Annotated in this window: 18 protein-coding genes; 6 read left to right on the plus strand and 12 right to left on the minus strand. The window is 41.9% G+C overall.

Annotated elements, in window-relative coordinates:
• Window positions 1-114 precede the first annotated feature (114 nt).
• The 5 genes from glyA to NSTC745_RS07665 form a co-directional block, all read right to left on the minus strand.
• Window positions 115-1,398 (minus strand): serine hydroxymethyltransferase, encoded by a 1,284-nt coding sequence (gene glyA, locus NSTC745_RS07645; protein ID WP_445636614.1) that lies wholly within the window; start codon window positions 1,396-1,398, stop codon window positions 115-117.
• A gap of 258 nt (window positions 1,399-1,656) precedes the next feature.
• Window positions 1,657-1,908: a hypothetical protein gene (locus NSTC745_RS07650; protein ID WP_445636615.1), complete on the minus strand. Its 252-nt coding sequence runs from the start codon at window positions 1,906-1,908 to the stop codon at window positions 1,657-1,659.
• Window positions 1,909-1,911: 3 nt separating this feature from the next.
• A complete protein-coding gene (locus NSTC745_RS07655; RefSeq protein WP_445636616.1) occupies window positions 1,912-2,796 on the minus strand; it encodes a hypothetical protein in 885 nt (294 codons plus the stop codon).
• Between the two features lie 164 nt (window positions 2,797-2,960).
• Window positions 2,961-3,737: an RNA polymerase sigma factor SigF gene (locus tag NSTC745_RS07660; RefSeq protein WP_096535194.1), complete on the minus strand. Its 777-nt coding sequence runs from the start codon at window positions 3,735-3,737 to the stop codon at window positions 2,961-2,963.
• 716 nt (window positions 3,738-4,453) lie between these two features.
• Complete coding sequence (locus NSTC745_RS07665) at window positions 4,454-5,284, minus strand: photosystem II manganese-stabilizing polypeptide (RefSeq protein ID WP_445636617.1); 831 nt, start codon at window positions 5,282-5,284, stop codon at window positions 4,454-4,456.
• A 450-nt stretch (window positions 5,285-5,734) separates the two neighbouring features.
• Here NSTC745_RS07665 and NSTC745_RS07670 point away from each other — a divergent pair, with 450 nt between their 5' ends.
• Window positions 5,735-6,082 carry a hypothetical protein gene (locus NSTC745_RS07670; protein WP_445636618.1) on the plus strand — a complete coding sequence of 116 codons (348 nt, stop codon included), beginning with the start codon at window positions 5,735-5,737 and terminating at the stop codon, window positions 6,080-6,082.
• Between the two features lie 79 nt (window positions 6,083-6,161).
• Here the strand turns inward: NSTC745_RS07670 and NSTC745_RS07675 are convergent, their stop codons facing one another.
• Window positions 6,162-11,168 (minus strand): WD40 domain-containing protein, encoded by a 5,007-nt coding sequence (locus NSTC745_RS07675; RefSeq protein WP_445636619.1) that lies wholly within the window; start codon window positions 11,166-11,168, stop codon window positions 6,162-6,164.
• 107 nt (window positions 11,169-11,275) lie between these two features.
• Window positions 11,276-12,607, minus strand: coding sequence for a P-loop NTPase fold protein (locus NSTC745_RS07680; RefSeq protein ID WP_445636620.1), 1,332 nt, complete (start codon window positions 12,605-12,607; stop codon window positions 11,276-11,278).
• A gap of 776 nt (window positions 12,608-13,383) precedes the next feature.
• Here NSTC745_RS07680 and NSTC745_RS07685 point away from each other — a divergent pair.
• Both NSTC745_RS07685 and ftsZ read left to right on the plus strand, forming a co-directional pair.
• Entirely contained in the window at window positions 13,384-14,238 is an 855-nt protein-coding gene (locus NSTC745_RS07685) for a cell division protein FtsQ/DivIB (protein ID WP_445636621.1), read from the plus strand.
• Between the two features lie 1,068 nt (window positions 14,239-15,306).
• A complete protein-coding gene (ftsZ, locus tag NSTC745_RS07690; RefSeq protein ID WP_096535188.1) occupies window positions 15,307-16,608 on the plus strand; it encodes a cell division protein FtsZ in 1,302 nt (433 codons plus the stop codon).
• Window positions 16,609-17,009: 401 nt separating this feature from the next.
• Here the strand turns inward: ftsZ and gshB are convergent, their stop codons facing one another.
• The 5 genes from gshB to hflX all read right to left on the minus strand — a co-directional run bounded on the left by gshB (window position 17,010) and on the right by hflX (window position 23,559).
• A complete protein-coding gene (gshB, locus tag NSTC745_RS07695) occupies window positions 17,010-17,984 on the minus strand; it encodes a glutathione synthase (protein WP_445636622.1) in 975 nt (324 codons plus the stop codon).
• Window positions 17,985-18,210: 226 nt separating this feature from the next.
• On the minus strand, window positions 18,211-18,483 hold the full coding sequence (gene grxC, locus NSTC745_RS07700; RefSeq protein ID WP_445636623.1) for a glutaredoxin 3: 273 nt from the start codon (window positions 18,481-18,483) through the stop codon (window positions 18,211-18,213).
• A gap of 367 nt (window positions 18,484-18,850) precedes the next feature.
• A complete protein-coding gene (locus tag NSTC745_RS07705) occupies window positions 18,851-20,050 on the minus strand; it encodes an XDD4 family exosortase-dependent surface protein (RefSeq protein WP_445636624.1) in 1,200 nt (399 codons plus the stop codon).
• 528 nt (window positions 20,051-20,578) lie between these two features.
• Window positions 20,579-21,460, minus strand: coding sequence for a 2OG-Fe(II) oxygenase (locus tag NSTC745_RS07710; RefSeq protein WP_445636625.1), 882 nt, complete (start codon window positions 21,458-21,460; stop codon window positions 20,579-20,581).
• Between the two features lie 353 nt (window positions 21,461-21,813).
• Window positions 21,814-23,559, minus strand: a complete 1,746-nt coding sequence (hflX, locus tag NSTC745_RS07715) for a GTPase HflX (protein ID WP_445638553.1) — start codon at window positions 23,557-23,559, stop codon at window positions 21,814-21,816.
• Window positions 23,560-23,884: 325 nt separating this feature from the next.
• Here hflX and NSTC745_RS07720 point away from each other — a divergent pair, with 325 nt between their 5' ends.
• The 3 genes from NSTC745_RS07720 to NSTC745_RS07730 all read left to right on the plus strand — a co-directional run bounded on the left by NSTC745_RS07720 (window position 23,885) and on the right by NSTC745_RS07730 (window position 26,309).
• Complete coding sequence (locus tag NSTC745_RS07720) at window positions 23,885-24,100, plus strand: hypothetical protein (protein WP_445636626.1); 216 nt, start codon at window positions 23,885-23,887, stop codon at window positions 24,098-24,100.
• A 7-nt stretch (window positions 24,101-24,107) separates the two neighbouring features.
• Window positions 24,108-24,533: a type II toxin-antitoxin system VapC family toxin gene (locus tag NSTC745_RS07725; RefSeq protein ID WP_445636627.1), complete on the plus strand. Its 426-nt coding sequence runs from the start codon at window positions 24,108-24,110 to the stop codon at window positions 24,531-24,533.
• A gap of 207 nt (window positions 24,534-24,740) precedes the next feature.
• Window positions 24,741-26,309 (plus strand): metallophosphoesterase family protein, encoded by a 1,569-nt coding sequence (locus NSTC745_RS07730; RefSeq protein WP_445638554.1) that lies wholly within the window; start codon window positions 24,741-24,743, stop codon window positions 26,307-26,309.
• Window position 26,310 lies beyond the last annotated feature (1 nt).

Here is a 26,310-nt window from a genome sequence, read left to right on the forward strand (position 1 = left end):
CTTAAATCGATCGCTCTTAACCCTCTAATTATCATCTCAGGCTATAGCTGTTACGAGTTAGGAGTTGAAAACTTAAAACTCATCACTCCTAACTCTTAACTCCTAACTATGATTTCAGGCTAGTGCTGGTACGGGAATTTCCAGGTGAGGGTATAAGGGGAAGCGATCGCACAATGCAGCCACCCGTCGTTTACAATCTTGGGTGACTTCCTGTAAATCTGGAGAAAGCAGGCGATCGGCGATAATATTTGCAATCTCGGTAAATTCTACTACTCCTAAGCCCCGTGTTGTCATAGCTGGGGAACCTAACCTCAGACCGCTAGTCACAAACGGCGACTGCGGATCGAAGGGAACAGTATTTTTGTTAGCAGTAATATTCACACTACTGACTAACTGATCTGCTTGCTTACCCGTCATGCCAATGGAACGTAAATCCACGAGCATTAAATGATTGTCAGTGCCATCAGACACTAACTTTAAGCCACGGTTTTGTAATTGTTGTGCCAAGGCACGAGCATTTTCAATTACTTGGGCAGAATATGTTTTAAACTCTGGCTTGAGGGCTTCTCCAAAAGCTACTGCTTTAGCGGCAATTACATGTTCCAATGGGCCGCCCTGGTTGCCAGGAAAGACCGATTTATCTAACTTTTTACCCAGTTCTGCATCCCCAGTCAAAATTAAACCTCCTCTAGGGCCGCGTAGAGTTTTATGCGTAGTTGTTGTTACTACATGACAATGAGGAATTGGGTCGGGATGAAGACCGCTGGCAACTAAACCAGCAATGTGGGCTATATCTGCCAGTAAGTAAGCACCGACTTCATCAGCAATACTACGGAATTTCTCAAAATCAATTATCCGAGGATAAGCCGAATAACCACAAATCAGCAGCTTAGGACGCTCCCTTAGCGCCAGCTCCCGAATTTGGTCATAGTCAAGTTGTTCTGTCTGTTGACTGACACCGTAATGGCTAACTTGGAACCACTTACCTGAGACGTTTACAGGGGAACCGTGGGTGAGATGTCCGCCATGAGACAAATCCATCCCCATAATTTTGTCCCCTGGTTTCAGGAGCGCGAGAAATACAGCAAAATTCGCTTGTGCGCCAGAATGGGGTTGTACATTGGCATGAGCAGCACCAAATATTTGTTTGGCACGGTCGATGGCCAGTTGCTCGATTTTGTCGATAAACTCACAACCGCCATAGTAGCGTTTACCAGGTAACCCCTCGGCGTATTTATTTGTCAGTACTGAACCTTGAGCCGCCAGTACAGCAGCCGAAGTAAAGTTTTCACTAGCAATCAACTCCAAATGGTCTCGCTGACGCTGGAGTTCGTCGTTGATTAACTCCGCGATCGCCGGATCGCTGGAGCTGAGAAAATCTGAATTAGTCTTAGTCACTTCAATTATCCTTATGGAAATTTGTGCAACGGCTGGCTGATACGTGGTTCTATCAGCACCTAAATAACAGTCAAGTGCCCATAGCTCAAAGTAGTTCAATGGTTTTTGACTGCTCTAGAGAGGCGATTAATTGAATTAAAGTTAGACTCAAGCTCGATTAATGCATTAACAATCATAACGTTAGCAATATTAAATCAAATAACAATACTCCCGACTTCACAAAGAAATCGGGAGTCAGAGGCTTGCTATTTTCACAAATCAAATAGGATTCATATACCGATTTTGATAGTAAGCCAAAATCTGGTTAACTCGTTGCCGACTTTCTAAAGTAGAATTTTCTGCCCACGAAAGCCCTAAGCCACCAATTTGGCTTTGATTGTAATCAAACTGTTGAGATGACTGGGGAATTAAATCTATTTCTACCCCTTCCACTTGACGTAAATGCGCTGCGATTTCTCGATAAACTGCTAAAGGCAAACCAGGGAATTCAATTTTTTCCTTAGTCTCCATCTTTTATGAAGCTCCCACATTAACTGCATTTTCGGGGGCCGTTGTCCCTAAAATAGAATTGCCAGTAGCAGAAGCCGCTGATGGCGTTGCAGCTGATGGCGTTGAGTTGACAGGGCCTTCCCCTACCATTTTGGCAACTTCGATGCCATTTTGTTCCAAAATCACAATCGGGTTGGAACCGCCATTCATTTCAATGCGTTTAATCAGCACGCCATTGGCTAATCGCTGTCCCGCTTGCACATAGCGACTTGTGGGTTCATCAGGTACTTTGATAATTGCTTGGGGTTGTTTAGTAATCAGAACTACACCAGTCACAACCACTGCCCTTGCTAAGTCGGGTTGCGGTGCTGGTGGCAATACAGATACTAAAGTTGGATTGGGAACAACTTGAGGCAAAACTCTAGGCAAAACTGAAGTCAAAGTAGCATTGGCTTTTTTTGGTACAGTAGCAACGTTATTTTTCTTTTGATTTGCAGCTATAGTACCTGTTGGCAGTTTTCGCCCTGAAGTTGATGCGAGTTGTCGAGTTGATGCAGTAGGTAGCTTAGGCACCACAGGAACAGGTCTTCCTGTGGTTTTCGGTACTCCAGCAGCGGTCTGTCCGAAAATTTCGGCAAAGGGGTCAGTGCGATTTTTTGATACCAAAACTACTCGTGCCCGTTCTGTAGCATTAGTAGATTGAATTAAGCTCAGACTAGCAGGAGAAACTTGTGAAACCTGTTTGGCAGGTATAACTGGATTCTTGAAGGATTGAGCCGCTGGCGGCGACTTTTTTGCTATTTTCGGAATTGGTGCTGGCTCTGCGGCTTGTGGTGTTTCTTCAGAAGCGCATCCAGCGATCGCCAAGCTTAAAATAGCTGCAATTGTAATTGTTAAATTTCTGCCCATGAGTCTTTCTCAAAAGCCATTGGAGAATTGAAAAGTCGAAATCAACATGCCTGAATTTTCTCTTCAAGGCAAAGTCTGTTCCCGTTATAACCTAATTTTTGGATTTTCAAGGGTTATTTTTCGCACAATTAACCCAGCATAACTGCGGATTCATTTTGTGGCGGTTAATCCTCTGCTACACCCATGAGCTGTTTCATCAAATCCAGCCCTTTCTTAACTCTACGGGAAACAGTTACTACACTGATGCCTAGATGTTCTGCTACTTGTTTTTGGGTCAAATCTTGCAAAAACACGCATTCCAAGACATCGCGGGTACGCTTTTCTAGCTGAACCAATGCTTGTTGCAAGCGAAGTTGGTCTTCTTGTGCTAATTGAAAGCTGCGGTAGTGAGGATCTGGAACTAATTCACCCAAACAAGTAGAACCTTCTTCTCCATCCTGGATTGGCACATCTAAACTCAAAGGAGCGCGATTCACCCATGCTAATTTAATTTCTTGCCATTCAGTGGGAGAAATTTTTAGTGCTGCTGCTAATTCCGAATCTGTTGGTTGGCGATTATGCGTTTCACGCCAAGAACGTGAAACTCCTATTGCTTGCTGTTGCAGTGCCAACCATCTCCGAGGAATTCGCACGGTGACGCCTTTATCTCGCAGATAGTGTTGAATTTCGCCTCGAATATACGGAAGAGCATAGGAACTAAAGGCGTGTCCCTTGGAAAGTTCAAATCTTTCAATAGCTCTAATTAAACCCAAACATCCAACTTGGAGCAAATCATCATAGGTTTCATGACATTGATTTGTCCAGTAGTGAGCTTCTTTTCTCACAAGTCCAAAATTGAGTTTTACCAGTTGATTACGAACGTGTTCCGAGCGAGATTGCTGATATTCTCGTAACAACTGCCAAATTTCATGTTTTAGTTCATTGGTGACTGTGGTAGGCATAGCACCGGGTTTATTGAGCAAATAAATAATTAATAATTCGTGCTTAAATTAAGCTGCGATCGCACAGCATTTCAAACAAAATATCGTTTTTTTATGCCCGATCAAATCTATGGAAAAGAAAAAATTTTCTAGAAATTTCCCATATCTAACTTGGCATCGATCGATATTTAAATGGTCAAAATCCAAAGCTTTTAGTTTTTTATTGGCAAAGACTTCAGGAGTTCAGAGTTGAGCCAAAGACACTCTTGAATTGTGACTTCTGATTTATTCTTCAATTAATTTGGGTATTATCTGTAGTTTGGCTTTGGGAACTACATAGAAATAAAATATATAATTAGTTACTAAATATCAAACCGAAATTGTACTTAATTTTATTAATAAATGCTGAAATTAAGTTGTACAAACAAAAGTATGAAAGTTAAAATTTGAGCGGATGGGCGAAAATTAATTTTCCAGTAAAATTACATATAAATTTAAATAAAATTATTAGAGTTCAAAAATTCATAAATACAAATTTCAAAAATAGTATGTATTTTTACGCAAATAATAAAAAAAGGGCAAAATGCCCTTTGTTGTAGTTAATTTATAGCCATTTCGCAAAAACCTACTTACCACCAAAATATAAGAAGGTAAGGGGTAACTCTTGTAATGAAAGCTGATGCCCACAGAATGGTGGTTCTGAATGCCAATCAGTTACGTAACTCAAAAGGATTTGGCTATGATTTGGATTCAACCCGACCGTAAAATATACCGCGAATCTTAACTTCTTTAGGTTCGCCAGCACCTAAATCTGTATCAGATGGTTGTTCGCTCAGGAAAGTACCAGCAATTTCACCACTACCGCTATCTACCTTAGCTATTTGCAGAGAAATCTTGCCGTTGAGAATTTCTGCACGCTTGACGTTAGTGCGGGTGAGTTCTTCATCATCCGCTTGAGCAGGTAGAGCCACGGCGTTATCATAACCGCTAACGACACCACGACCTTTGGGATCTAGGAAAGCAGCACCACGATAGGAAGGAACCTTGAAAGTGCCTTCAAAATCAGTGGAGGTATTAATGCTGGTTAAATTGGGTTGGGTTTGAGCAACCAAGTTTTTGATGGTGAACAGGAAAGGTACTCGTTCGCCACCAGGTAGTTGCACAGTAATGGCTTGGAAGTCAAGACCATCAGTTTCCACAAAAGTCAGGCTATTATCTGAGTTGATTTTTAGGTCGCCTTGTACCTGGTCAATGGTGGAAGTGTATCTAGTCAACAATTTGCCAGCAACAAATTCTGCTTCTTGGCGTTTATTAGCAGGTTCTTCTTTAACAAAGAAGCTAGTTGGTTCCAAGCAAAGTTCTTTGATGGTGTAGGACTTAGAATCAAGGGGAATAGAACCACGGCTTGTTTCTGATAGCTGAGGGCATTTATTAGCCAAGCCAGTGCCCCGAATTTGTTCGTAAGTGAGTACATCCCTACCACTACTAGTAGTAGGAGCATCACTACAAGCAGTTATTAGTCCCAGGCATAAAGCCAAGAATGCGACAATTAAAGCGCGATACCTCATGGTCAACCTCAATCTCAAAAATTAATATCTAAGTTGTAAAACTGCATCGAACTGTGTTATGTATGTGACGCCACTACATACGCCTATTGTTTGATGGGTAAATCAGCCAGATCATACGATTTTTTTTAACTCAAAATCAAAGTACTCTAGTCGCAAGCAAGAATGTTCCGATCCCCTCTAGCTCCCGTGAAGGCTGTGCTAAACGGTACTGCGCTGTTTTACAAGCGATCGCAATTGCTTTTCATAAAGATACAAATCTAGTTATACTCAGGCGCGATCGAGGGGGTGGGGACGTGGGGACGCAGAGAGTTTAAAAAAATTTCTGGAAAATTGTACAGACGGTTGCCCTGGTTCGGTAAAGTGACGTGAATGAATCAATACTGGCAAACTAGGGAAAATTAAAAATCTCCGGTAAATTTGAGTTGACCTCATTTACACGGAAAGGGTGGGATGAACAACAACAAAACTATTGAGTCTGAAAATTTGCTTTCTAAACTCCAAGCGATCGCAACTGTAGTAAACGATACAGTTGATACCTGTCAAGGCGATACTGTAGCTCTTTTGTCTTTGCTGCGAGAATTAGAGCGTTTACACCGAGAAATTCGAGATGGAATTTTTCAACAGAGTTTGCCTGTCAACCGTCGCCAACTCTACTCGCTGCTAAAAGATATTGAATCTGAGGGAGGCTGGCCTTATATTGAGCGGATGAAATTACAAGCTTTTTTAGCGAATTTGACCCAAGAAGACACCCAAGAAAATAGCCCTGAGCTTTTGGAGAGCGATCGCTCCTTTGGTTAATTCACCAAGAGTCATTAGTCATCGATCATTGGTCATTTGTTTGTGACAAAACCAATGCCCCATGCCCCATGCCCTGTGCCTAGAATATGCCATCACAAAGATGGCGATCGCGCTGTTCGAGATTGCGATTATGTTTGAGGTAATCATCCACCCACTGGCAACCACGAACAACTAAGTCATCTAGATTTAAATTCCAGAGAATTATGGTGTTGTCATCACTAGCTGATGCTAGTGTTTGACCATCTGGGCTGAAGCTGACACTTAATACTGGAGCCTGATGCCCATTGAGGCTTTTAATTAATTTACCTTCACGGCTCCAGAGTTTCACTGTACCGTCCCAACCAGCGGCGGCGAGTAATTTTCCATTGGGACTGAAAGTGACGGCATTGACGCTATCGCTGTAGCCCTTTAACAAGGTTTTTAGCAATGTACCATCCCGTCGCCAAAGTCTTACAGTGTTGTCCCAACTCGCAGAAGCTAGCAATTCGTCAGTAGGACTAAAGCTGACACTCAATACCCAGCTGTCATGGGGCGAAAAAGTTTTGAGTAAAGTACCATCTCGCCGCCAGAGTTTTACTGTTTGGTCATCACTGGCAGAGGCTAAAAACTGATTATCAGGGCTGAAATTCACGCTATTCACCCAGCCTTGATGCCCCACTAATGTTTTGAGTAACTTGCCTTGACGATTCCAAAGCTTTATCGTTTTATCTTTGCTAGCTGATGCCAAAAGCTGGCCATCTGGGCTGAAATTCACGCTCATCACGCTATCGGTATGTCCCTGGAGAGTCACGATTGAAGTACCGTCAAGCCGCCAAAGTCTTACAGTTTTGTCATAACTTCCTGAAGCTAGCATTTTACCTTTGGGGTCAAAACTAACACTGGGAACTTTATCTGTATGCCCTACCAAGGTTTTGTAGAGTCGGGTTCTGAGTTCGCCATTACTGGTGTCTCTTTGCCAAAGTTTGACGGTCCGATCGCTACTACCAGAGGCTAGCATCTGGCCATTGGGACTCCAAGCAACGCTCAAAACTCGATTCTCATGGCCTTGGAGAATAGGCGGTCTTGGCGCATCTAAACTCCACAGTTTCACGTTTTTGTCAAAACTTCCCGAAGCGAGCAATTTATTATTGGGGCTGAAAGCTACGCTAGCAACGGCATCGTTGTGTCCTTTGAAGGTTTTGAGTAAGTTGCCAGTAATACTCCAGAGGTTTATGGTGTTGTCTTCACTTCCAGAAGCTAATTTTTTCCCATCGAAACTAAAGCTTAAACTCCACACTGTACTTGTATGCTGGCGTAAAGTTTTGTAAGGAAGAAATTTAAAACTGTTGGTGCTGGTGTTTTCCTCTCGCCGCCAAAGTCTTACTATTTTGTCTCGGCCTGCGGATGCCAAGAGTTTTCCGTCAGGGCTGAAAGCAACCACCGTTACACCGTGCTGATGTCCCTGCAAAGTTGTAACCAATCTGCCATTCCTTCGCCAGATTTTTACCGTTTTGTCGTCACTTCCTGAGACGATGAATTGCCCATCAGGGCTGAAGGTTACCCAATTAACCCAGCCGTGATGTCCTCTGAGTATTTTTACTAAACTACCGTCTTTGTGCCAAAGTTTTATCGTTGCATCTTTACTGGCGGTAGCTAATAACTCGCCATCAGGGCTGAAATTAACGCTATAAACCCAATCTCCATGCGCTTTTAAGGTTTTAGATGGCTGGGGATAAAATTCTCCTGTAATGGGGTTTTGACGCCAGATTTGCACTGTTTTATCAAGACTGGCGGAGGCTAGGGTTTTACCATCAGGGCTAAAACTGACGGCGGTTATCGCGTCATTATGACCTTTGAGAGTCTGGAGTAAGGTTCCGTTAGGACGCCAAAGTTTCACTGTCCGATCTCGACTCCCTGATGCCAGTAACCGGCCATCTGGGCTGAAAGCTACTCCCCAGACAATATCGGTGTGCCCTTCTAAGCGGTTGACTTCGGTTACTCCATAAACTGCTTGTTGGAGGGCTGTGACTACCCGCATTCGGGTGTCTGGTTGCACAAACTCTGCCTTTTCAAGTCGTTTCCAAGCGCGTAAACTTTCTAATAAGGCATCAAATTCTTTATTAGAAGCAAATAAAGCTTCGCTAGCAGCTGCGATCGCACTAATTTTTAAGTTGGTTTCACTGCGTTCAGCTCGTAAAGTTTGGCTTATTGCTGCTCTTTTCTGTAAATCGGCTTGCCACCATAATGCTGCTATTGTTCCCCCCATGATTGACAGCACTAAGCCTGCTATACGTGCTTCTCTTAATCGCCTTTGTAAAATCAAATTGAGTTGCTGTTGACTCAGTTTTTGAGCAACTTCTGCTTTCTTTTTTTCTAGTTTAATTTTTTCTAATTCCGCCGCGATACCATAATTGTTCTTTTGGCGAATTGGTTCGACTAAATAATCGTGAACTAGCTGGTAGCGATCGCCTAATTCTTCTCTGACTCGCAACACCAACCCCGAACCTACCAATATTTCTAGAATCAGTTCGCAAACTTTGTTAAAACCTGATATTGTGCCGAGTTCGTGATTATTAGCTAATGCACCAGCTAAATCAGCTTTGGATTTTAATGGCCGCGTGCCTTTTTCATCAGTTAACTCAAATAATAATTTCCAACTTAATTTTTCGTTTTCCTGACCGCAGTCTTTGATAACTTCCCCCAGCCAGCGTTCCACTAATTTTGTCCAGCCACCGCAAAGCTTATATTGTCCAAGTGTGGTGATGTTTTCTATTTCCAGTTGAGCGCCGACTATTTGTAATTCAATTGGATGTACTTCGTCTAGTTCTCCTGTTAAATCTTCTACTAATCGATTGATTAACTCCTCACTCAATTCATAATGGGAACGTTGAGTCAGACTATAAATTATTGCCTTGGCATCCTGGCTAGAAAATTTTCCTAAATAGTAACGAATGTCTTTATCAAGAATATTTTGATTGATGACTCCTAAATCATACATTTCGTTAGTGCTTTTCTGACTTAACCGTTCAAATTCTAATAAATAATGTAAATAATCTTCTCGTAATGAAAGAATTATTTTTACATAAGGAATGTTTAAACATTCGCTAAAAAATTTGTAAAATTCTATTCTTTGGGTACTAGGATTACTAACAAAGAAAAACTCTTCAAACTGGTCGAATATCAGAATTATTGTATGATTGCGCTCAGTTGCCAATCGAATATTTTCAAGAAGTACGGTAGTTGTATAGTCGAGATTAACTGATATTCCTGTGTTTGCTAGAGCTTGGTTGATACTGCTTAGCAAAACTGTAACCCAGTCAGTATAAACAGATAAAACAATAGGTACAGGAATGCGTTCGCCGATAGCTTTTCCCCTGAGTGCTGGTACTAAACCAGCTTTGAGAATTGAACTTTTTCCTACACCTGATTGCCCATAAATTACTGTCAGTTTATAGTCGGCACGAGCAATTCTTTCAATTAAGCGATTGACATCCTGCTGTCGTCCAGAAGCAGATATTTCTGGGGCAACTTCTTCAGGAATAAATGGTATTTTTTCAGCTTCTAATACTGGATTAATTTTAGATCGTTGTGGCTGCAATTGACTTGCACCAATAAAGGCACGAAAGCCATATTGATGTTCTATTTGAATTTTTTCTCGTTTGAGCTTGAAGGCTTCTGTGTAGTCGTGACGTTCAAAAAAGTAAAGCGATCGCAATTCCTCTAAAATCTCTAAGTAAAGTGACGGTTGATGTTGCAGTTCGCAAACTACCTTCGCCCATTCCAAGTTATTGATTGCTTCTTCCCACTCACCTAAATGCCGCTGTGTACGTGCTAGTAACAGAAGATACCAACTTTCTTGTTTTTGGGAAACTTCTGTTGCTGCTTCACAGATAGAAAGTGCTGTATTCGCTAGCTCATGAGCCAATACCCAATTTGACTCAGAAGCTGCTACATTTGCCAAAAAACCATAACTTTGAGCAATTTGTAATGGACTTCCGTAAGTTTTCTGTAGGCCTAAGGACTTTTGAGCTAATTGTTTTAATTCATCCCAAGCTTGTAAACGTTGCAGCATTTCACAAACAGGTGAAATAAATTTAGCAACTAAATCTTCTCTTTCTACCTCGTCTAATATTTCCAAGCATTGTTTAAACCATAAAAGAGCATGTTGGCAGTAGCTAGTATTAGCACTGTGGTTTAAGTCTGCCATCCGCCGATAACATAGCCCCAGGTGAAATAGTACTATTGCTTGCTTAAGTAAAGATGAGGGAGATAATGGGCATGAGGGGGATGAGTGTAATTGTTCGCTAATTTTCCCCACTTTTCCACTTTCCAATTTTGCCACTCTTATCGTTTCTTTTTGCCACAATGCTAAGCTTCTTTGATAATTAGCTAAAGCAGCATTAATTCGATCGTTAGCATATTTATCTCGCCCTAAAACAAACTCTAAACTTGCTTCTAATCCTGGCGTTAATTGAATGCCATACAAGCGAAGCAAATCGTTACGTGCTGATTCTATTTCGTGGCGATGTTGGGATTTAGGATCTAAATCTAGGGAAGCATTAGATAAAAATATTTCGGCACCTGCTTCTAAAACTTTGGCAAATAAAGATTCTGCTTCTTGATTAATCAAAGCAACTAAATCTGTTTTTGCCATTTCAAATTTAATAGTGGTTGCAGCCCAGCTTTTGAAATCAGGGGCTAATCTCGAAAGCAATGATGCTACTTCATCTTGTAGCCACAATACCACTGGAAATGGAAAAGTTGCTGCATAAATATCTCTTGCTTGGTTGATGCCTGTAAGTAAGTTTTCCAGGTCGATAATTGACTCAATACCAAAAATCATTACAGCTGATGGCAAAGAGTCTGTGGCAACAACAGGATTATCTAGAAATAGTTCTGAAACTATTGTGTTGTGTAAAGAAGTAGTTGATGGATTAAGAACGATTTCTTTAATATTGATGTCTTGACTGACGGAGCGAATGTTTTCTAACATTTGCTCCCGTAGCTGCCCGTAATTACACCGTACTAAAATCAGAGCAAATTGACCTTCAGAAAGGGCGATCGCTCTAATCAATCTTTGCAAAGTATGTTGATTTTCTTTGGTCATTGGGTATGGGACATTGGCCAAACAGGGCATGGGACATTAGTCATTTGTTATTTGCAAAGGACAAATGACTAATTGACTACTAATTACACTTAACTTACCCAACAGTGTTATTTATTTTGTTGCCAAGCCAAAACTTTTTCTGTTTCTGCTAAGGCTGGACTGATACCAAACCAGCGCCCCACAGGATCGCGATATTCAAACAGATACATGCTTCGTAATAAGCTTTGATAGTCTGACTCGCCTTTAACTCTTTGCTGTTGCACTACTTCAAACAATAATTCCCATTGAGATTCATCAATAGCTAATAGCAAATCGTCGCGGTAGTCTTTAATTACGGCTTCTAAGCAGTCGCTAGAAAAAGGCGGATCTTGTCGTTGCAGACAGCTATAAAGTAAACCCAATAAGTTACGAATGTGACCGCCACTAACGCGACATAAACGATCCAAGGTTTGGGGGTTCTCGAATAATTCTGTAACGAGTGACAGTCTTGTATCTAAAGGAACTTCTGGAAAAGCCCTTGCTAAGACTAACTGGCGTACCAGTGACATCCCTGGTTCGTAGTCACTACCATCTCTTTGTCGCAGCAGCACCATCGGTAATACTTTAGGTGCAATTCCTCCTCCCAAGCGATTTTTCAATGTCTCGTACTCATTAGAAAAAATCAAAGCTAGGGGAATTGTGTAAACTAGGTGGCATTTGAGTCGGCGTAACTGTTCGCCTCGGTCGATGAATAGGTATTCTGGTTGCGATCGCCCTGATGCTAAGGGACGCATATCCACTCGATCCAAGTTATCTACAATCACTACCAGCCCTTTTTGACCCCGCAGCTTTAGCTGATTAACAGCTTTTTCTAGAATTTCTTCGTTAATCGCTTGCAAAATACTATTGGTACGTGGTTCTAGATATTGCCTCAGTTGATTACGCAACTGGTTGCTATCTTTGGTTTTAGCGGTAATTTTGGCAATTCCTAAGGATAATTCTGCTTCTGCGGAAATTTCTAGGGGACTTTGCAAAAAGTCGCCTACTTCTTTAAACAAATTGCTAAAGTAACCGGGTTTAAGTTTGATGCCAATCGCTTCTAAACTAACACTGACTTGACGGGCTACACTCAGCAAAATATCGCTGACATCAATATCCGCCATGTCTAAGTCTTGGCTAGACTCAAAATAAACCACATGAAATCCCGCCAATTCTAATTCTGTTTTCAGGCGCTGCAATTCTGTAGATTTGCCACAGCCAATGTGACCCGTAAATAACTGGCAGGTTGGCTCATCCGGAGAAATACGGCAGATTGTCCGTTGCAATTCTTCCACAATCTTGCAACCGCGTACATCAGCAAAATCTATGTAATACTGCCGATCTAGCACGTTACTTACATTTAAGGTGTAGCTGGGATTACATGCTTTATAAAAACGTGACAAATTTAATGTCATTCTCATGTATGTTGAGGTGTATGTAAATGTGTGTGTAGATGCAGTTTAATTTGTATTTTTTATACAAGTAATCTCTAGCCTACATTTAGGCACATGCTTGGTTTGCAAGTTGGTAGTGTCTTGCAACAGACAGTACTCTTAGCGATCCTGGAACGAGTAACTGTGAGTATATGGTAGAGATTTAATTGACCCTAATAACGTTAAGCATATCTGTCCTTTTTACACCTGCTATTGAGGTTTTGACAATCTCTAGTTTTGGCTTAACCAAGAGGAAAACAAGGGTAAGGGAAACTGCTTAGGATAAGAGGTTTTTCCTTATGGCTTTGTCCTCTTGGTAACTTAAGCACAAATCTTTATGCTTAAGTTACCAAGTCAAAAAACTACTAGACTGGATGATTCTCAGTTTCTATAGCTGATGAGGTATGACTGGTATTAATTATAGCAAGGTATACAGAGATCTAGGGAATACTTGCTTATCATTTCACATTGTATTTGTCAATAAAACAAAATCATAAATATCCAAATTAATATTTTGTAATCATTGGCAGAAGAAAGTTCGATGAAAACTTGTCAAAAAGACTACAGTCAGTTAAAAATGGACACCGGAAACTTTAATAACAACAATGGCTAGCGCCACGATTTTTGTGTAGTTACTGTAAAGTGTTACTAAAAATAAAAAAAGTCTTGAGGAGTGCGGCTAACAGATGCCGACAGTGTTTACTGAAATTAATAATGATACAAACACATCAAGGAATTTGGACTGCAAGGAAAAAGGGGTTTGAATGGCTGGCATAATATCAGTTTCCCGCACGGATCTAGCCCAGCGTCGTAAAAAATTACGTCGCCAACGGCAAATGAAAATTATTCAGGCTATTTGGCGAACTTTTGCCATTACCAGTTTGGCAAGTGGATTGCTGTGGGTGGCAGTCCAACCAATGTGGATGCTCAAAGCTCCTAAGCAAATAGTAATGAAATCAGGCAATAAATTACTGTCGGATGAGACAACTAAATCGCTGTTGGCGCTATCTTACCCCCAGTCATTGTGGCGAATCGAACCGACGGCGATCGCCAACTCCTTGAAGAAACAGCCAACTATTGCTAATGCGATCGTTAGACGCCGCCTATTTCCTCCTGGATTAATCATCGATATCCAAGAACGAGTACCTGTGGCGGTGACTCAAACACCAACAGTCCAAAATCAAGGCACTACTAACAAAAAAGTCACAATCGGCTTACTAGATGCGAATGGAGTTTGGATACCCTTAGAAAAATACACATCACTCAATCCCAGCAGAAAATTACCCAATCTCAGAGTTATTGGATTGCCAAAACAATACTGCCTTTATTGGACTCAAATTCATCAAGCTATTAGCCAAAGTCTGGTAAAAGTGATGGAAATTGATTGCCAAAATCCAACGAATTTAATTTTGAAAACAGAATTAGGAAACGTGCATCTTGGTACTCCAGGCCCCCAATTATCCGAACAAATCAAGGTACTAGCCCAAATGCGCCGTTTAACAGCAAAACTCAATTCTGGCGAAATAGAGTATATTGATTTGAAAAATCCGGAATTTCCATTAGTACAAATGAACCAAGTAAATCCCAAATTAACTCCCAAAATCCCTGGAAATATTTAGGGTGTTCGGTGTATTGAGCGCTCTTAGTAAATTAAGAAGCTTTATGCTGATAAATATATTTATTATTTTAGCTTTCTCGCAAATCGCAGGAAAATCGGCATTAACTTCTAATTAAAATGAGAAGATCCACCATAAAATCTCTATTGTGAGTAAAAAGCCCCCAGTTACGATCCTAATATCTATGTAGTGGGGTGCAAGATGCCAGACAATCTAATGATGGCATTTAGCGTGCAAACACTTTCTGCCCATACATTTTTCGACCCAAGCCAATGCTCAAAGGAGAAAAATGTTGGAGTTTTCGATTAAAATCTGACTCACAAGCAGAGAACATTGATGAGAACGGTTGAGGCCGCCATTCAAGTGGAGAGCCGAAAATACTCTGGCTTTGGTCTTTTTAGGACACTTTGGAACTGGTCAAACAGGGCATTGCAAGAGAGATTTTAATCTTTTGTTGTCGGTGCATCTCATATAGTCTCTTGCACTAGACTATTGCTACAACAAAGTGTCCATTAAGACTCCCCAAATAACAAATTAATCAGGTATAGTCTGACAAGCAAATTTTTCCTTACTTACATCTCCAAGATAAGTAAGTATCATGTAAATTTTGTGTCTTAAATTGCAATCATCCCCAATGGTGAAATCTATTAACAATATTATTAAGGCGGATAAAACCCACTGTAGTGTGTGCTTACAAGTTATGCCATTTGCCCAAGAAAATGAACAAATTAATGTCTGGTTGAAGTTATACAGAAGGGTTTTAGATATATGTAGGTATTTAAATATATTCAACGTAATTATGCAGAAATTATTGTTGTTCCGACATATCTGTAGTAGTGTGGCTATATTTGACTACGTAAGATGGAATTATACTTCTGTAGAATTCGCTGCGCGATCGCTTACCTTAAAACCTTACCCCAGAGTAAATTTTCGCACAGCGAATTCTGTTAGGCTTGGCAGTAGTGAAAACAATAAAAAACACTGCCATAACATTGTGGCAGTGTCAAACTATAGTTGACTCCTAGTTGAATAACACCCCAAATAGTCGTTTATCTACCTCTCACAAATCCAATGACACTTGATAATAACCAAGGACTTACCTATAAAGATTCCCAATCTACCGGACAGCCCGGTTTCTCCATAGCAGTTAACTCGACCAATCCTTTTAACTCTGGATTGAACTTCGGACAAAATCACGATAATAAGAAGATTTCTACTGAAAATAGCCGTATTGGCGAGATTGTCCCCGGCCGGGTTGCCAACATAAAAGTAATTGGTGTCGGCGGCGGTGGCGGCAATGCTGTTAACCGGATGATAGAGTCTGATGTCTCTGGTGTGGAGTTTTGGTCAATTAATACTGATGCCCAAGCCTTGACTTTAGCTGGCGCTCCCAGTCGATTACAAATTGGACAGAAGCTAACACGGGGTTTGGGAGCAGGGGGTAATCCTGCCATTGGGCAAAAGGCAGCAGAGGAATCACGAGACGAAATTGCCACGGCTTTAGAGGGTGCAGACCTAGTATTTATCACCGCTGGTATGGGAGGCGGTACTGGAACAGGCGCAGCTCCGATTGTGGCAGAAGTAGCTAAAGAAATGGGTGCTCTGACTGTTGGCGTGGTTACACGTCCATTTGTTTTTGAAGGACGCCGCCGCACCAGCCAAGCGGAACAAGGTATTGAAGGATTAAAAAGTAGGGTAGATACGCTAATTATTATTCCGAATAACAAACTCCTGGAAGTGATCCCCGAACAAACCCCCGTGCAAGAAGCTTTTCGTTATGCAGATGATGTGCTGCGTCAAGGGGTGCAAGGTATTTCAGATATCATCACGATCCCCGGATTGGTAAATGTTGACTTTGCCGATGTGCGAGCTGTGATGGCAGATGCAGGATCGGCATTGATGGGAATTGGCGTTAGCTCTGGAAAATCTAGAGCCAGAGAAGCGGCGATCGCTGCTATTTCTTCACCTTTACTAGAATGTTCCATTGAGGGCGCTAGAGGTGTAGTCTTTAATATTACTGGCGGTACTGACCTGACTTTGCATGAAGTAAATGCTGCCGCAGAAGCAATCTATGAAGTAGTCGATCCCAACGCTAATATTATTTTTGGTGCTGTAATTGATGACAGGCTCCAAGGTGAGGTGAGAATTACCGTAATTGCTACCGGGTTTACAGGTGAAGTACAAACAGCACCACAACAAAGCGTGGCTAACGTTCGGGTAGCACCCAATACTCCCAAACGACCGACAACACAGCAACCAACAGTTAATCCTCCAACCCCAACTCCACCTCCAGCTCCCATTCCAGAGCCAAAAGAAAAACTGGGATTGGATATACCTGATTTTCTGAAAAACCGACGCACACCACGGAATTAAGAAAATTTGGATTAACTTACCAGTCTAAGACTAGGCTGAGTGTTGTATAAAATCTGCTAGTTTCAGGGTTTTACCAAAGGTAGGGGTAAGCAATGACGTTGCCATCCCTAATATTGCTAATTGGTAGAGAAACTTCTCAAAACTACTTACAAAATGAACTTGGGCAGGAATCAGCTGATTTTCATGTCTAGCTGTGCTTTTTTTAGAAAAAAAAATGAATACCTGCTCGACTGAGGATATGTAGGCCTAGCTCCTCGTAGATATCCCTACATCTACCGCTGCGATCTCTTTAACTCAGTAAATATATTTACTTAATGTTAAGTGGCGTAAAAAATTAAGCAAGTGTCCTAACTAAGTATATTTCCTTAGAATAGGACACAAATAAAAAACGTAAATAGAAATTATTTTTTAATTTGTAAAATTTGTTCAATCCATTGAATCACCTGATGACCGAGGCGAGTACCATCTAAGCGATCGATCTCACGAATTCCGGTGGGGCTGGTGACGTTGACTTCTGTTAGGTAGCCACCGATAACATCAATACCTACAAAAATTAAGCCATCTTGGCGTAAACGTTCGGCTATTTGGGTACAGATTTCATGCTCTCTGGGAGTAATTTCGGTTTGGGCGACAGTACCGCCAGTTGCCATATTATTGCGAAAATCACTGCCGCTAGAAAGGCGATTGAGGGCGCCTATGGGTTCGCCATTGAGTAAAATAATTCGCTTATCTCCTTCTTTTGCCTGTGGTAGATAGGTCTGCACCATTACTGGTACATTACCTTGGAGAGTACTGAGTTCGATAATAGAGTTGAAATTGCGATCGCCCGATTGCAAAATCAAAATTCCTTCCCCAGCTTTGTTACCCAATGGTTTGAGAACCGCAGTCCCCTTTGCTTCCACAAATTGTCGGATAAACTGCTTATCAGCACTAACAATAGTTTCTGGAACCGCTTTGGTAAATTGCAGCGCATACATTTTTTCATTTGCACCGCGGATACCGCTAGGACTGTTAATTACCAAAGTTTTATTTTGGTCTATGTAATCCAGAATATAGGTGGCATAAAGGTAGGAATCATTAACTGGTGGATCTGTCCGCATAAATACGGCGTCCATTGTTTCTAAGGAAGCCAAAATGCTTTCGCCTAACTTGTACCAAGGATTTGCTGCTAGCCAGCGTCCCTCAACCAACTGCACTTGTACAAGTTCGACTTGCTGTAGGACAGCCCAAGCTTTGCCCTCCACCACACTCAGCAGATTTGCCTGAGTCACCCAAACTTCATGTCCCAGGATTTGCGCTGCTTCCATCAGGGCAACGCTGGTATCATGACACGGGTCAAGCTGATGGATGGGATCAATGATAAAAGCCAGTTTCACGCTGTCTGCCTCGATCGCCAGAAAATTAAATGGTTATTCAATCATTATCTCCTGATGTTCTCACCAATTGACGTATAGGCAGAAATTGGAAGCTAACATCTTGATAGACGCCGCTTTTCGCAGACAATAAGTCTGTAAATCAGGCAGCGCCTTGCTTTTCGAGAATTGTAGCGACTACCGTGTGTGTCCCGCCGCTTGTTGCCAGGGTTTGCAATACCTTTTGAATCTAAACGCTACTGCTTGAAGCTAGTAATTCATCCAGCTTGCCTTGATTGTCTAAAGCGTGGATATCATCACAACCACCAATATGAGCATCATTGATGAAAATTTGCGGTAAAGAACGGCGTCCATTTGCTCTTTGAGCCATTTTATTTCTGGCTGCCTCATCTCCATCAATGCTGTATTCGATAAATTCAACTCCCTTGTTTTTCAACAAACTTTTGGCACGGATGCAAAAAGGGCAAGTCCTCCAAGTGTAAATTTCTACTTTTGCAGCCATAAAGTCCTCAAATTGATTTAATACTTCTTATTTTAGAACTTTGTCGCTGACTGTGGATTCGCAGATTATTGTCATTGTTTCTGTTGCTCAAATTTTTTCACTACTAAGCGCTACAGGATTCCCATTTAATTTTTGAAAACAACTCAGTATACTTTAATCTTCTAGGATCTTGTTGCCTTTTGCCTATTGCCTAATAAAACAGGCAATTTCAGAAATTCAACTCGATTCCTATAGTTAAAAACCAGAAATTATCTAAGTGAGTTCTAGTTTCGTATTTCTTCCATCTAACAAAAAATGGTTTAGAAGTGCTTGCGCTCCTCTAAACCCAGATTTAAGCTATGGTACTGCTAAAACTCAGCAGTCTAGTTTAACTTTGGGAAGTATCTTTTTTGTTTTTCTTCTTGAGTCCGAAAACACCCAAGCCTAATAATCCTAACGCTGCGGTTGTACTAGGTTCAGGTACTTGTTTTGGTTGAGGTGTGGGTGCAGGAGGTTGATAATAAGGTGGTACTGAGGGTGCGGGTGCGGGTGCTGGTGCAGGTGCGGGTGCTGGTGCTGGTGCTGGCGCTGGTGCTGGTGCTGGTGCTGGTGCTGGTGCTGGCGCAGGTGCGGGCGCTGGGGCGGGTGCTGGGGCGGGTGCTGGCGCTGGTGCTGGCGCAGGTGCTGGGGCTGGCGCAGGTGCTGGGGCGGGTGCTGGTGCGGGTGCTGGTGCTGGCGCAGGTGCGGGCGCTGGGGCGGGTGCTGGTGCTGGCGCAGGTGCTGGTGCTGGGGTTGTGGCAGGTTTTATACTAGTTTCGGCTAGTGATGTACCGTACTGAAAGCGGATGTTGCCAATCTTAGTGATGTCAAAGTCAGAGGTTAGCCCTGATAGCAAGAAAGTAGCTGAACCTTTAACAAAAGTCCCCGAACTTACAGCTGGATTTGCATCATTAGCGTAACCACTAACGATTCCGTAATTGAATTGCTGTCCGCCACCACCTTGGAAAATACCTAAGCCGGCTGTACCCAGACCATAATGTTGGTCAATGCCAGGAAGCCCTCCAGTATTACTGGTATTTGGCAATTTCCATTCATTTAGAGCTAGAAGATCGACATTGTTTGTGGTAGTAGAGCCTGCGTTTGAGGTTACCGTGGGAGCTAGAGCTGAAACTAGCGATAAGTTAAGAGCAGAACCAGCATAGTCCCAGAAGACTGAGGTTAGAACATCAGAAGGGTTTGAGATTCCAACAGAAGAATTGTTTGTCAGGGTCACTGACAATAAACCATTGCTTAGGTAATTAAAGAGGACTGACGCTCCCAGAGGGTCATTAGAGCCGTCATAGGTATTGGTTCCTGTTGCTGAAAAACTTTTAGACCCCAAAATTGTGGGTGCAGGTGCGGGCGCAGGTGCTGGTGCGGGTGCGGGCGCTGGTGCGGGTGCTGGTGCAGGTGCGGGCGCAGGTGCGGGTGCAGGTGCGGGTGCTGGTGCAGGTGCGGGCGCAGGTGCGGGTGCAGGTGCGGGCGCAGGTGAGTTTTTGTTGTTGCCATTACCGTTGCCGTTACCGTTTCCTGCCTGTGCTTGAGGCATTTGCGATCCTACAGCTAAGCTGAATGATAAAAGACCACAGGTTATATACCCTATTATTTTTTTTGAATATGCTTGAGACATGTAAATCAAACCTCTTTGTCTTAAAACAATATGTGCAAAAGCTTCCTAATTAATGATGTTTATCCAAGCATTATTTACATCATTAACTAATCCACATTGGCATACAAAAATGAGATGTAGTACTGTTTTATTTAAGCTTTATCTAAAATTTAATAGAGTATAAATAAATGACTATTACGCAATTATTTTTCAATATCTAAGTGTTTATCGCATGAAAAATATTTTTTGCTAATTTACGTAATATTTCTAGTTTTAATTAATAAATATATCTTGATTATTAAATATTAAATAAAGTATTTAAGTAATTTCGATCGACTATTTATAATGTACTGAAAGATATATATCTTTCATAAAGTCGATTGACTACAAGTATGCAATAAATTACAGAAGGCGATTGCCTTCCATAAAGTTAGATAGTTATTGTAGTAGTATTGATACTGAATTGGTTTATCGACGCACCCAGCCATTGATAGTAAATCGACTATCTTTAAAAGCTTGAGAGGGACAATTCACGGGCAGTACTTCGTGCAAATAGCGGCTGAGGAAGAATATAATGCTGTTGTTGCGAGGTTCGACTGTTTTGAATGTCTCAGTATTTATGTAGATGTTATTTTCAATTTTGCTGTCGTATATTCGCAATTCACCACCAGAGAATGATTTTGGTTCTTGATAAAAGTAATAAACATATGTTAGTTCTCTGGTAGCTGTATCTGGACTGCCATTATCATTATGAACTTTGTAATAGTTACCATGATTATGTGCAGTTAGTTGACTTTCAATCTGCGATACAGAAAATGATGGTATGTTTAATTTGCTCATAATATCAGGAATCATTGCTTGAATTTTCTTTAATATCAATTCAGAAAATTCCGGGAATGAGTAAAGAACCAATGAGTGGCGATAATTAATATCGTTTGTAGAAGTATTGCTTGGCAAAAAATCTGATTCTTTTTCTAGAACATATTTGAGTAAGCGTTCGTGTTCTTCTGGCGTAAGAAAATTATCTATGTGGATATAATCAGAAGCCTCAATATAACTATTTTCAAGTTGTATGTTCTCTGATTGTTGTATAAAGATTGGGGGTTCTGTAACCACGCCTATAAGATGTTCGCTAGGAAAACATAAAACCGAGCGACCTTCATTAATGGGAATTTGAAATAAATTCTCTAAATCAGATTCTTGTTTGTAAGCACGAGCCACAATTTTTGTTAAAAGACTGTGCAGGAGAGGTGCATCGGATTTTAAATAAACAGTGTATTGATGTCCTCCAGTTAGAAGAAGCTGAACTTTGACATCTTTGGACTCAAACTGCTGTGAGGCCAATGGCATATAATTTCCCTTGTATAGATATTGATAACTGAGAAAATTTTAAAAGTTTTCCTGAAAGGCTAATACAGTACTTGTAAAAGTAATTAATAAGTAGTTAAGAATTTAGAGCCTTATATATTATTAGACTTTATTCAAAAAATAAATGTAATTACTGTATTAGTTACAAACAGAAAAATACTATTAATAAATTGTTTTAGCACGTATTTTCCTATATTGTCATTCAGCAAATTCCACATAATCCGATAAAGCTTCAGTAAAGTACAGAAGAAATATCTGTTATTTTCAATAAAAAATGCCGTAGCTAATATAGTTACGACATTTTTAAACTAAAAATTTAAGATTTATTGCGGTATTTACCGAGAGTCAACGGCGTATTCAATCAATTGACCAAGGCGCTGACGTAGGGTTTCTAGCCCTAACCTCTGACTCGCGGAAATAAATACTGCTAGGGGAAACTCTTCTCTTGCTAGAGCTAGAGTCTCACTGTTAGCTAGATCGATTTTATTAAAAACAACCAGTGCGGGGCCGGGAGTCACTGGCATTTGCGCGAGAATTTCCCGAACTGAACGAATATGTCGCAACCAAGCTGGGTGAGACAAATCTACCAAATGCAATAAGGCATCAGCTTCTGTGACTTCCTCTAAAGTGGCGCGGAAGGCATCCATTAAGGATGGAGGCAGTTCGTGTATGAACCCTACTGTATCTGTTATCAGAATTTCTTGAGGTTCATCAGTTTCGCCATGAGGAATTACTAAGCGGCGGGTAGTCGGATCGAGAGTGGCAAATAGTTGGTCGGCTGTATAAACTTCTGCGTTTGTTAGAGCATTTAACAAAGTAGATTTACCAGCGTTGGTGTACCCAACTAAAGCTACTGAGGGAACCTCTCTATGTTGTCGTCGCTGTCGTAGGCGGGAACGATGCGCTTGTAGCTGGTTGACTTCTTTTTGTAAGCGAGAAATCCGCTGTCCTATGGCACGTCGTTCTGTTTCTAGTTTAGTTTCACCAGGGCCGCGAGTCCCAATACCACCACCCAGTCGGGACATAGCGCGACCTCTACCAGTCAGTCGCGGCTGCATGTATTCTAACTGTGCTAGTTCTACTTGCAATTTACCAGCACGGGACTGAGCGCGTTGGGCGAAGATATCCAAAATTACTTCGGTGCGGTCAACTACGCGCACGCCAATTTGCGCTTCTAAGTTGCGGACTTGTGAGGGCGAAAGGTCGCGGTCGAAAACGACGAGATTCACTCCTAATGTTTGGGCTGTAAGGGCGATTTCTTGCACCTTACCTTCGCCGACTACCGTCTGGGGATGAATGCGCGATCGCTTTTGTTGTATTGTCTGCAATACTTCTCCCCCAGCGGTATCAACTAAACGTGCCAATTCTGCTAGGGTGTCTTGGAATTGTTGGGGGGTCATTTCATCGGTCATTAACCCCACAATTAACACGCGATCGCGATCGGCATCTACTTCCTGAGCGATAAATTCCCGCTGGAATTCCGCTTCCAGATTTTCCACCAAGTCGATCAAATCCTGCTGTGCCAGATCCTCTAAATCTAGAGGTGGCGATATGTTCCAACTCGGAGATTGGACTTGTTTTTCGTCTACCTTCAACCCCGCAGGAGTAGTAATCAAGGTGCGAGAGTCTTGAGGTGTTAAATGAGCTAAATAAGCTTCTTTGACGTACCCAGTCGCGCCGCCTCCCCGACGTGTAAATCCCGTCCCAGTAATATTTAGCACAACTAAAGCATCTAAGCGTTGGAGCGCCATAGCCGTGAGTGCCGCTTCATTGGGCGGTTCTGACTTGAGATGAGTGGCGATACAACGAACGCCACTAAGTCGTTCAGCACCGTAACGCGGCAATTCCAGTGGTGGAATTTGCGTTTGACGCGGCGTGCCTACCCCTACGCGAATCACTTGTCCGCGACGGTTGAGGTAGATACATACAGGATGATTGATTTCTGTGCTAATTGCTGCCAGACGTTGGGAAAACTCAGGCGTGGTGATGCGATCGCCTGGTATGCGCTGGTGATAAAGCCGCTGTAGTTGTTTCAGCTGGCTGGTCTTTAGACCTTGGAGATTTCCAAAGATAGTCTCTATAGGCGTTTCTGACCAGTTAAATGGTCCCCCGAATCCTTCTTATGTCTATTTTACAACAGGCTAAAGGGTGCAAGCTCTTTCCTCTGACAGATGCAATCTTAATTACTTTCTGTGAAGTCTTAACTATTTTGGATTTTGGATTTTAGATTCTCAAAGAGTTAGTGGTAATAGCTTGTAGGGATCGATGTGTCTTTTAAGATTTTAACTTTTCAATGAACAGGCCAAAATTTAAAATCTCAAATCTTAAATTTGCCGATCGCGCTATTTAACCTACCCGTATTTCCACAACCAGCTTAGGATAGACTAAAAGAATTTTTTGAGGGAAATGGTAGAAAAAATTACAGCCATTTTTAATGGCAAAGTGTTCTATCCGTCTGAACCGATCGCACTGCCAACCAATACTCGCGTGCGAATGAGTATTGAAATTTTACCAGCTAGCGAACATGAAACAGTATCATTTTTGCAAACAGCACGATCGCTCAGCCTGGAAGGGCCAAGTGATTGGTCTACCAATATAGATAAGTATTTATACGCTAAATAAACTTTTCATGCATTCTGAAGTTTTTCTTGATACATCATTTGCGATTGCTTTATCTGCACCAAGCGATCGCTTGCATCACCGAGCTTTACATCTAGCTAAAATGTTACAAGCGGCAGAAACTCGTTTAGTGACGACACAGGCCGTGATGTTGGAAATTGGCAACGCTTTATCCCAACTACCTTATCGTCAGGCGGCAATAATATTATTGAATTCTTTAGTGGCAGATTCCAAAGTAGAAATTGTCCCCCTTTCCCAAGAACTTTACGAACGTGCTTTTCAGCTTTATTGCGATCGAACTGAGAAAGAATGGGGATTGGTCGATTGCGTATCTTTTATTGTGATGGAGTATAGTGGAATCACTGAAGCGCTAACTGCTGATGAGCATTTTCAACAAGCAGGGTTTCGAGCATTATTGCGAGAGAATTTGCCGTAATTGGGCATGGGGCATGGGGCATGGGGAGATGAGGGAGATGAGGGCAGGGGGAGCAGGGGAAAAGGTTAAAGGGAAAAGGGAAAAGGGAAAAGGAAGAAATTTAATCTATTTCCCTTTTCCCTTTCCCCATGCCCTGTTTGGCCAATGCCCGACATTATTATTTCGTTACAATCAGCTTGTGCGTTAGGCATTCACGAGTTATCAGCCATGAATTTGATTTTCGATCCACCGATTCCTGTAAAAATTCAAAAGATGAAGGAACGGGTGCGGTGGATGCATCCGAGTTTTGTGCAACGGGGAATTGACCAAACCCGGTTGGTTATTGACGATCGCAAAAATGATAGTCCAGAATTTTCCTTTATGGTTATCGGTGATTCTGGTACCAAATCCCATTCTCTACACCACCCCCAGCGAAAAGTTGCCGAACTGATGCTTCCTCACCGGGAGGATTGCAGTTTTGTGTTGCACACAGGAGATGTAATTTATGTAGTGGGTTCTCAAGAGTATTACTCAACAAACTTTATTGAGCCTTACCGAGAATTTCTTGTAGGTGGCGACAAACCAAAAGGTATTTCCTATGACCATATGGTGTTTAATTTGCCGTTCCTACCAGTACTTGGTAACCATGATTACTACGATGTACCGTTGATGTACCGTTTATTGACTGGAACAACATCATCATTACGTCGGCTGTTGGGCTACAAAGATATCGAGATTGGCTGGCATGGTTCGTATCAAGGTAATGCCTATGCACGGGCGTTTATGGATTATACGCTGCGGATGTCTTCGCAAGAGTTAGAACGGCATTTAGATCGGCACTATACTGCAAAAACCGACACAGGACGCTGTTTGCGTTACGAAGCAGGACAATTCACTCGGTTGCCCAATCGGTATTATACGTTTCGTTACGGGGGGATTGACTTTTTCGCGCTAGACTCTAACACCTTTAATACACCATCACCTTTACCTGCAACTCAAGAGGGGGAAATTTACCGCCGGGAATTGCAAAAGCGTCGCCATGAGATAGATAGAGAAGAATTACAGATTTTGAAAATATGCGAAGGACTGAATCCAGATAAACCCACTGAAGCGGAAAAGCTTGATGAACTGAATGCCAAATTAGACCAAATTGATGAAATCAAAATTGATATTGAAAAACAGTTAGCATCTGAGAAAATGCCTGCGATCGATTTTGAACAACTTGAATGGTTACGTCACAAACTCATCGAATCTTGGAATACTTCCCAGGTGCGCGGACGTGTCATCTTTTTCCACCACCCGCCTTATGTTACAGAGGCTACTAAATGGCATCAGGCACAAACCTTGGCGGTTCGCCATCGCTTGCGCTGGGTGTTTGAACAAGTAGCTGAAACTCTTGGTTCTTTAATTAAAGAGCGTTCCATAGTGGATTTGATTTTAAACGGTCACGCTCACTGTTTGGAATATCTCCGCACAACTGATACCGGATTTGCTGATTCCCACATTAACTGCATTATCTCTGGTGGTAGCGGTCATCGTCCCCGGTATCAACGGCGAGAGGGGGCTGAATTGATGGAGACTTTTGCAGAAATTACTGGCGATCGCGCTCGTAAAATTGCTGACTCCAAGCTTTTTATAGGTCGCTATGACTACAATTTACAGAAGCGACTCCCTTACTCATGCGTGCGGATTGATGTTTTAGATGGCAGTCCACCCAAGTTTATTGTAAAACCGCTGGTTACTGAGCGTATTGGGTATGACTGGTATAACAGTGAACCTGAACCTTTTGTGATTTAGA

It is taken from the genome of Nostoc sp. DSM 114161 (assembly GCF_052692665.1).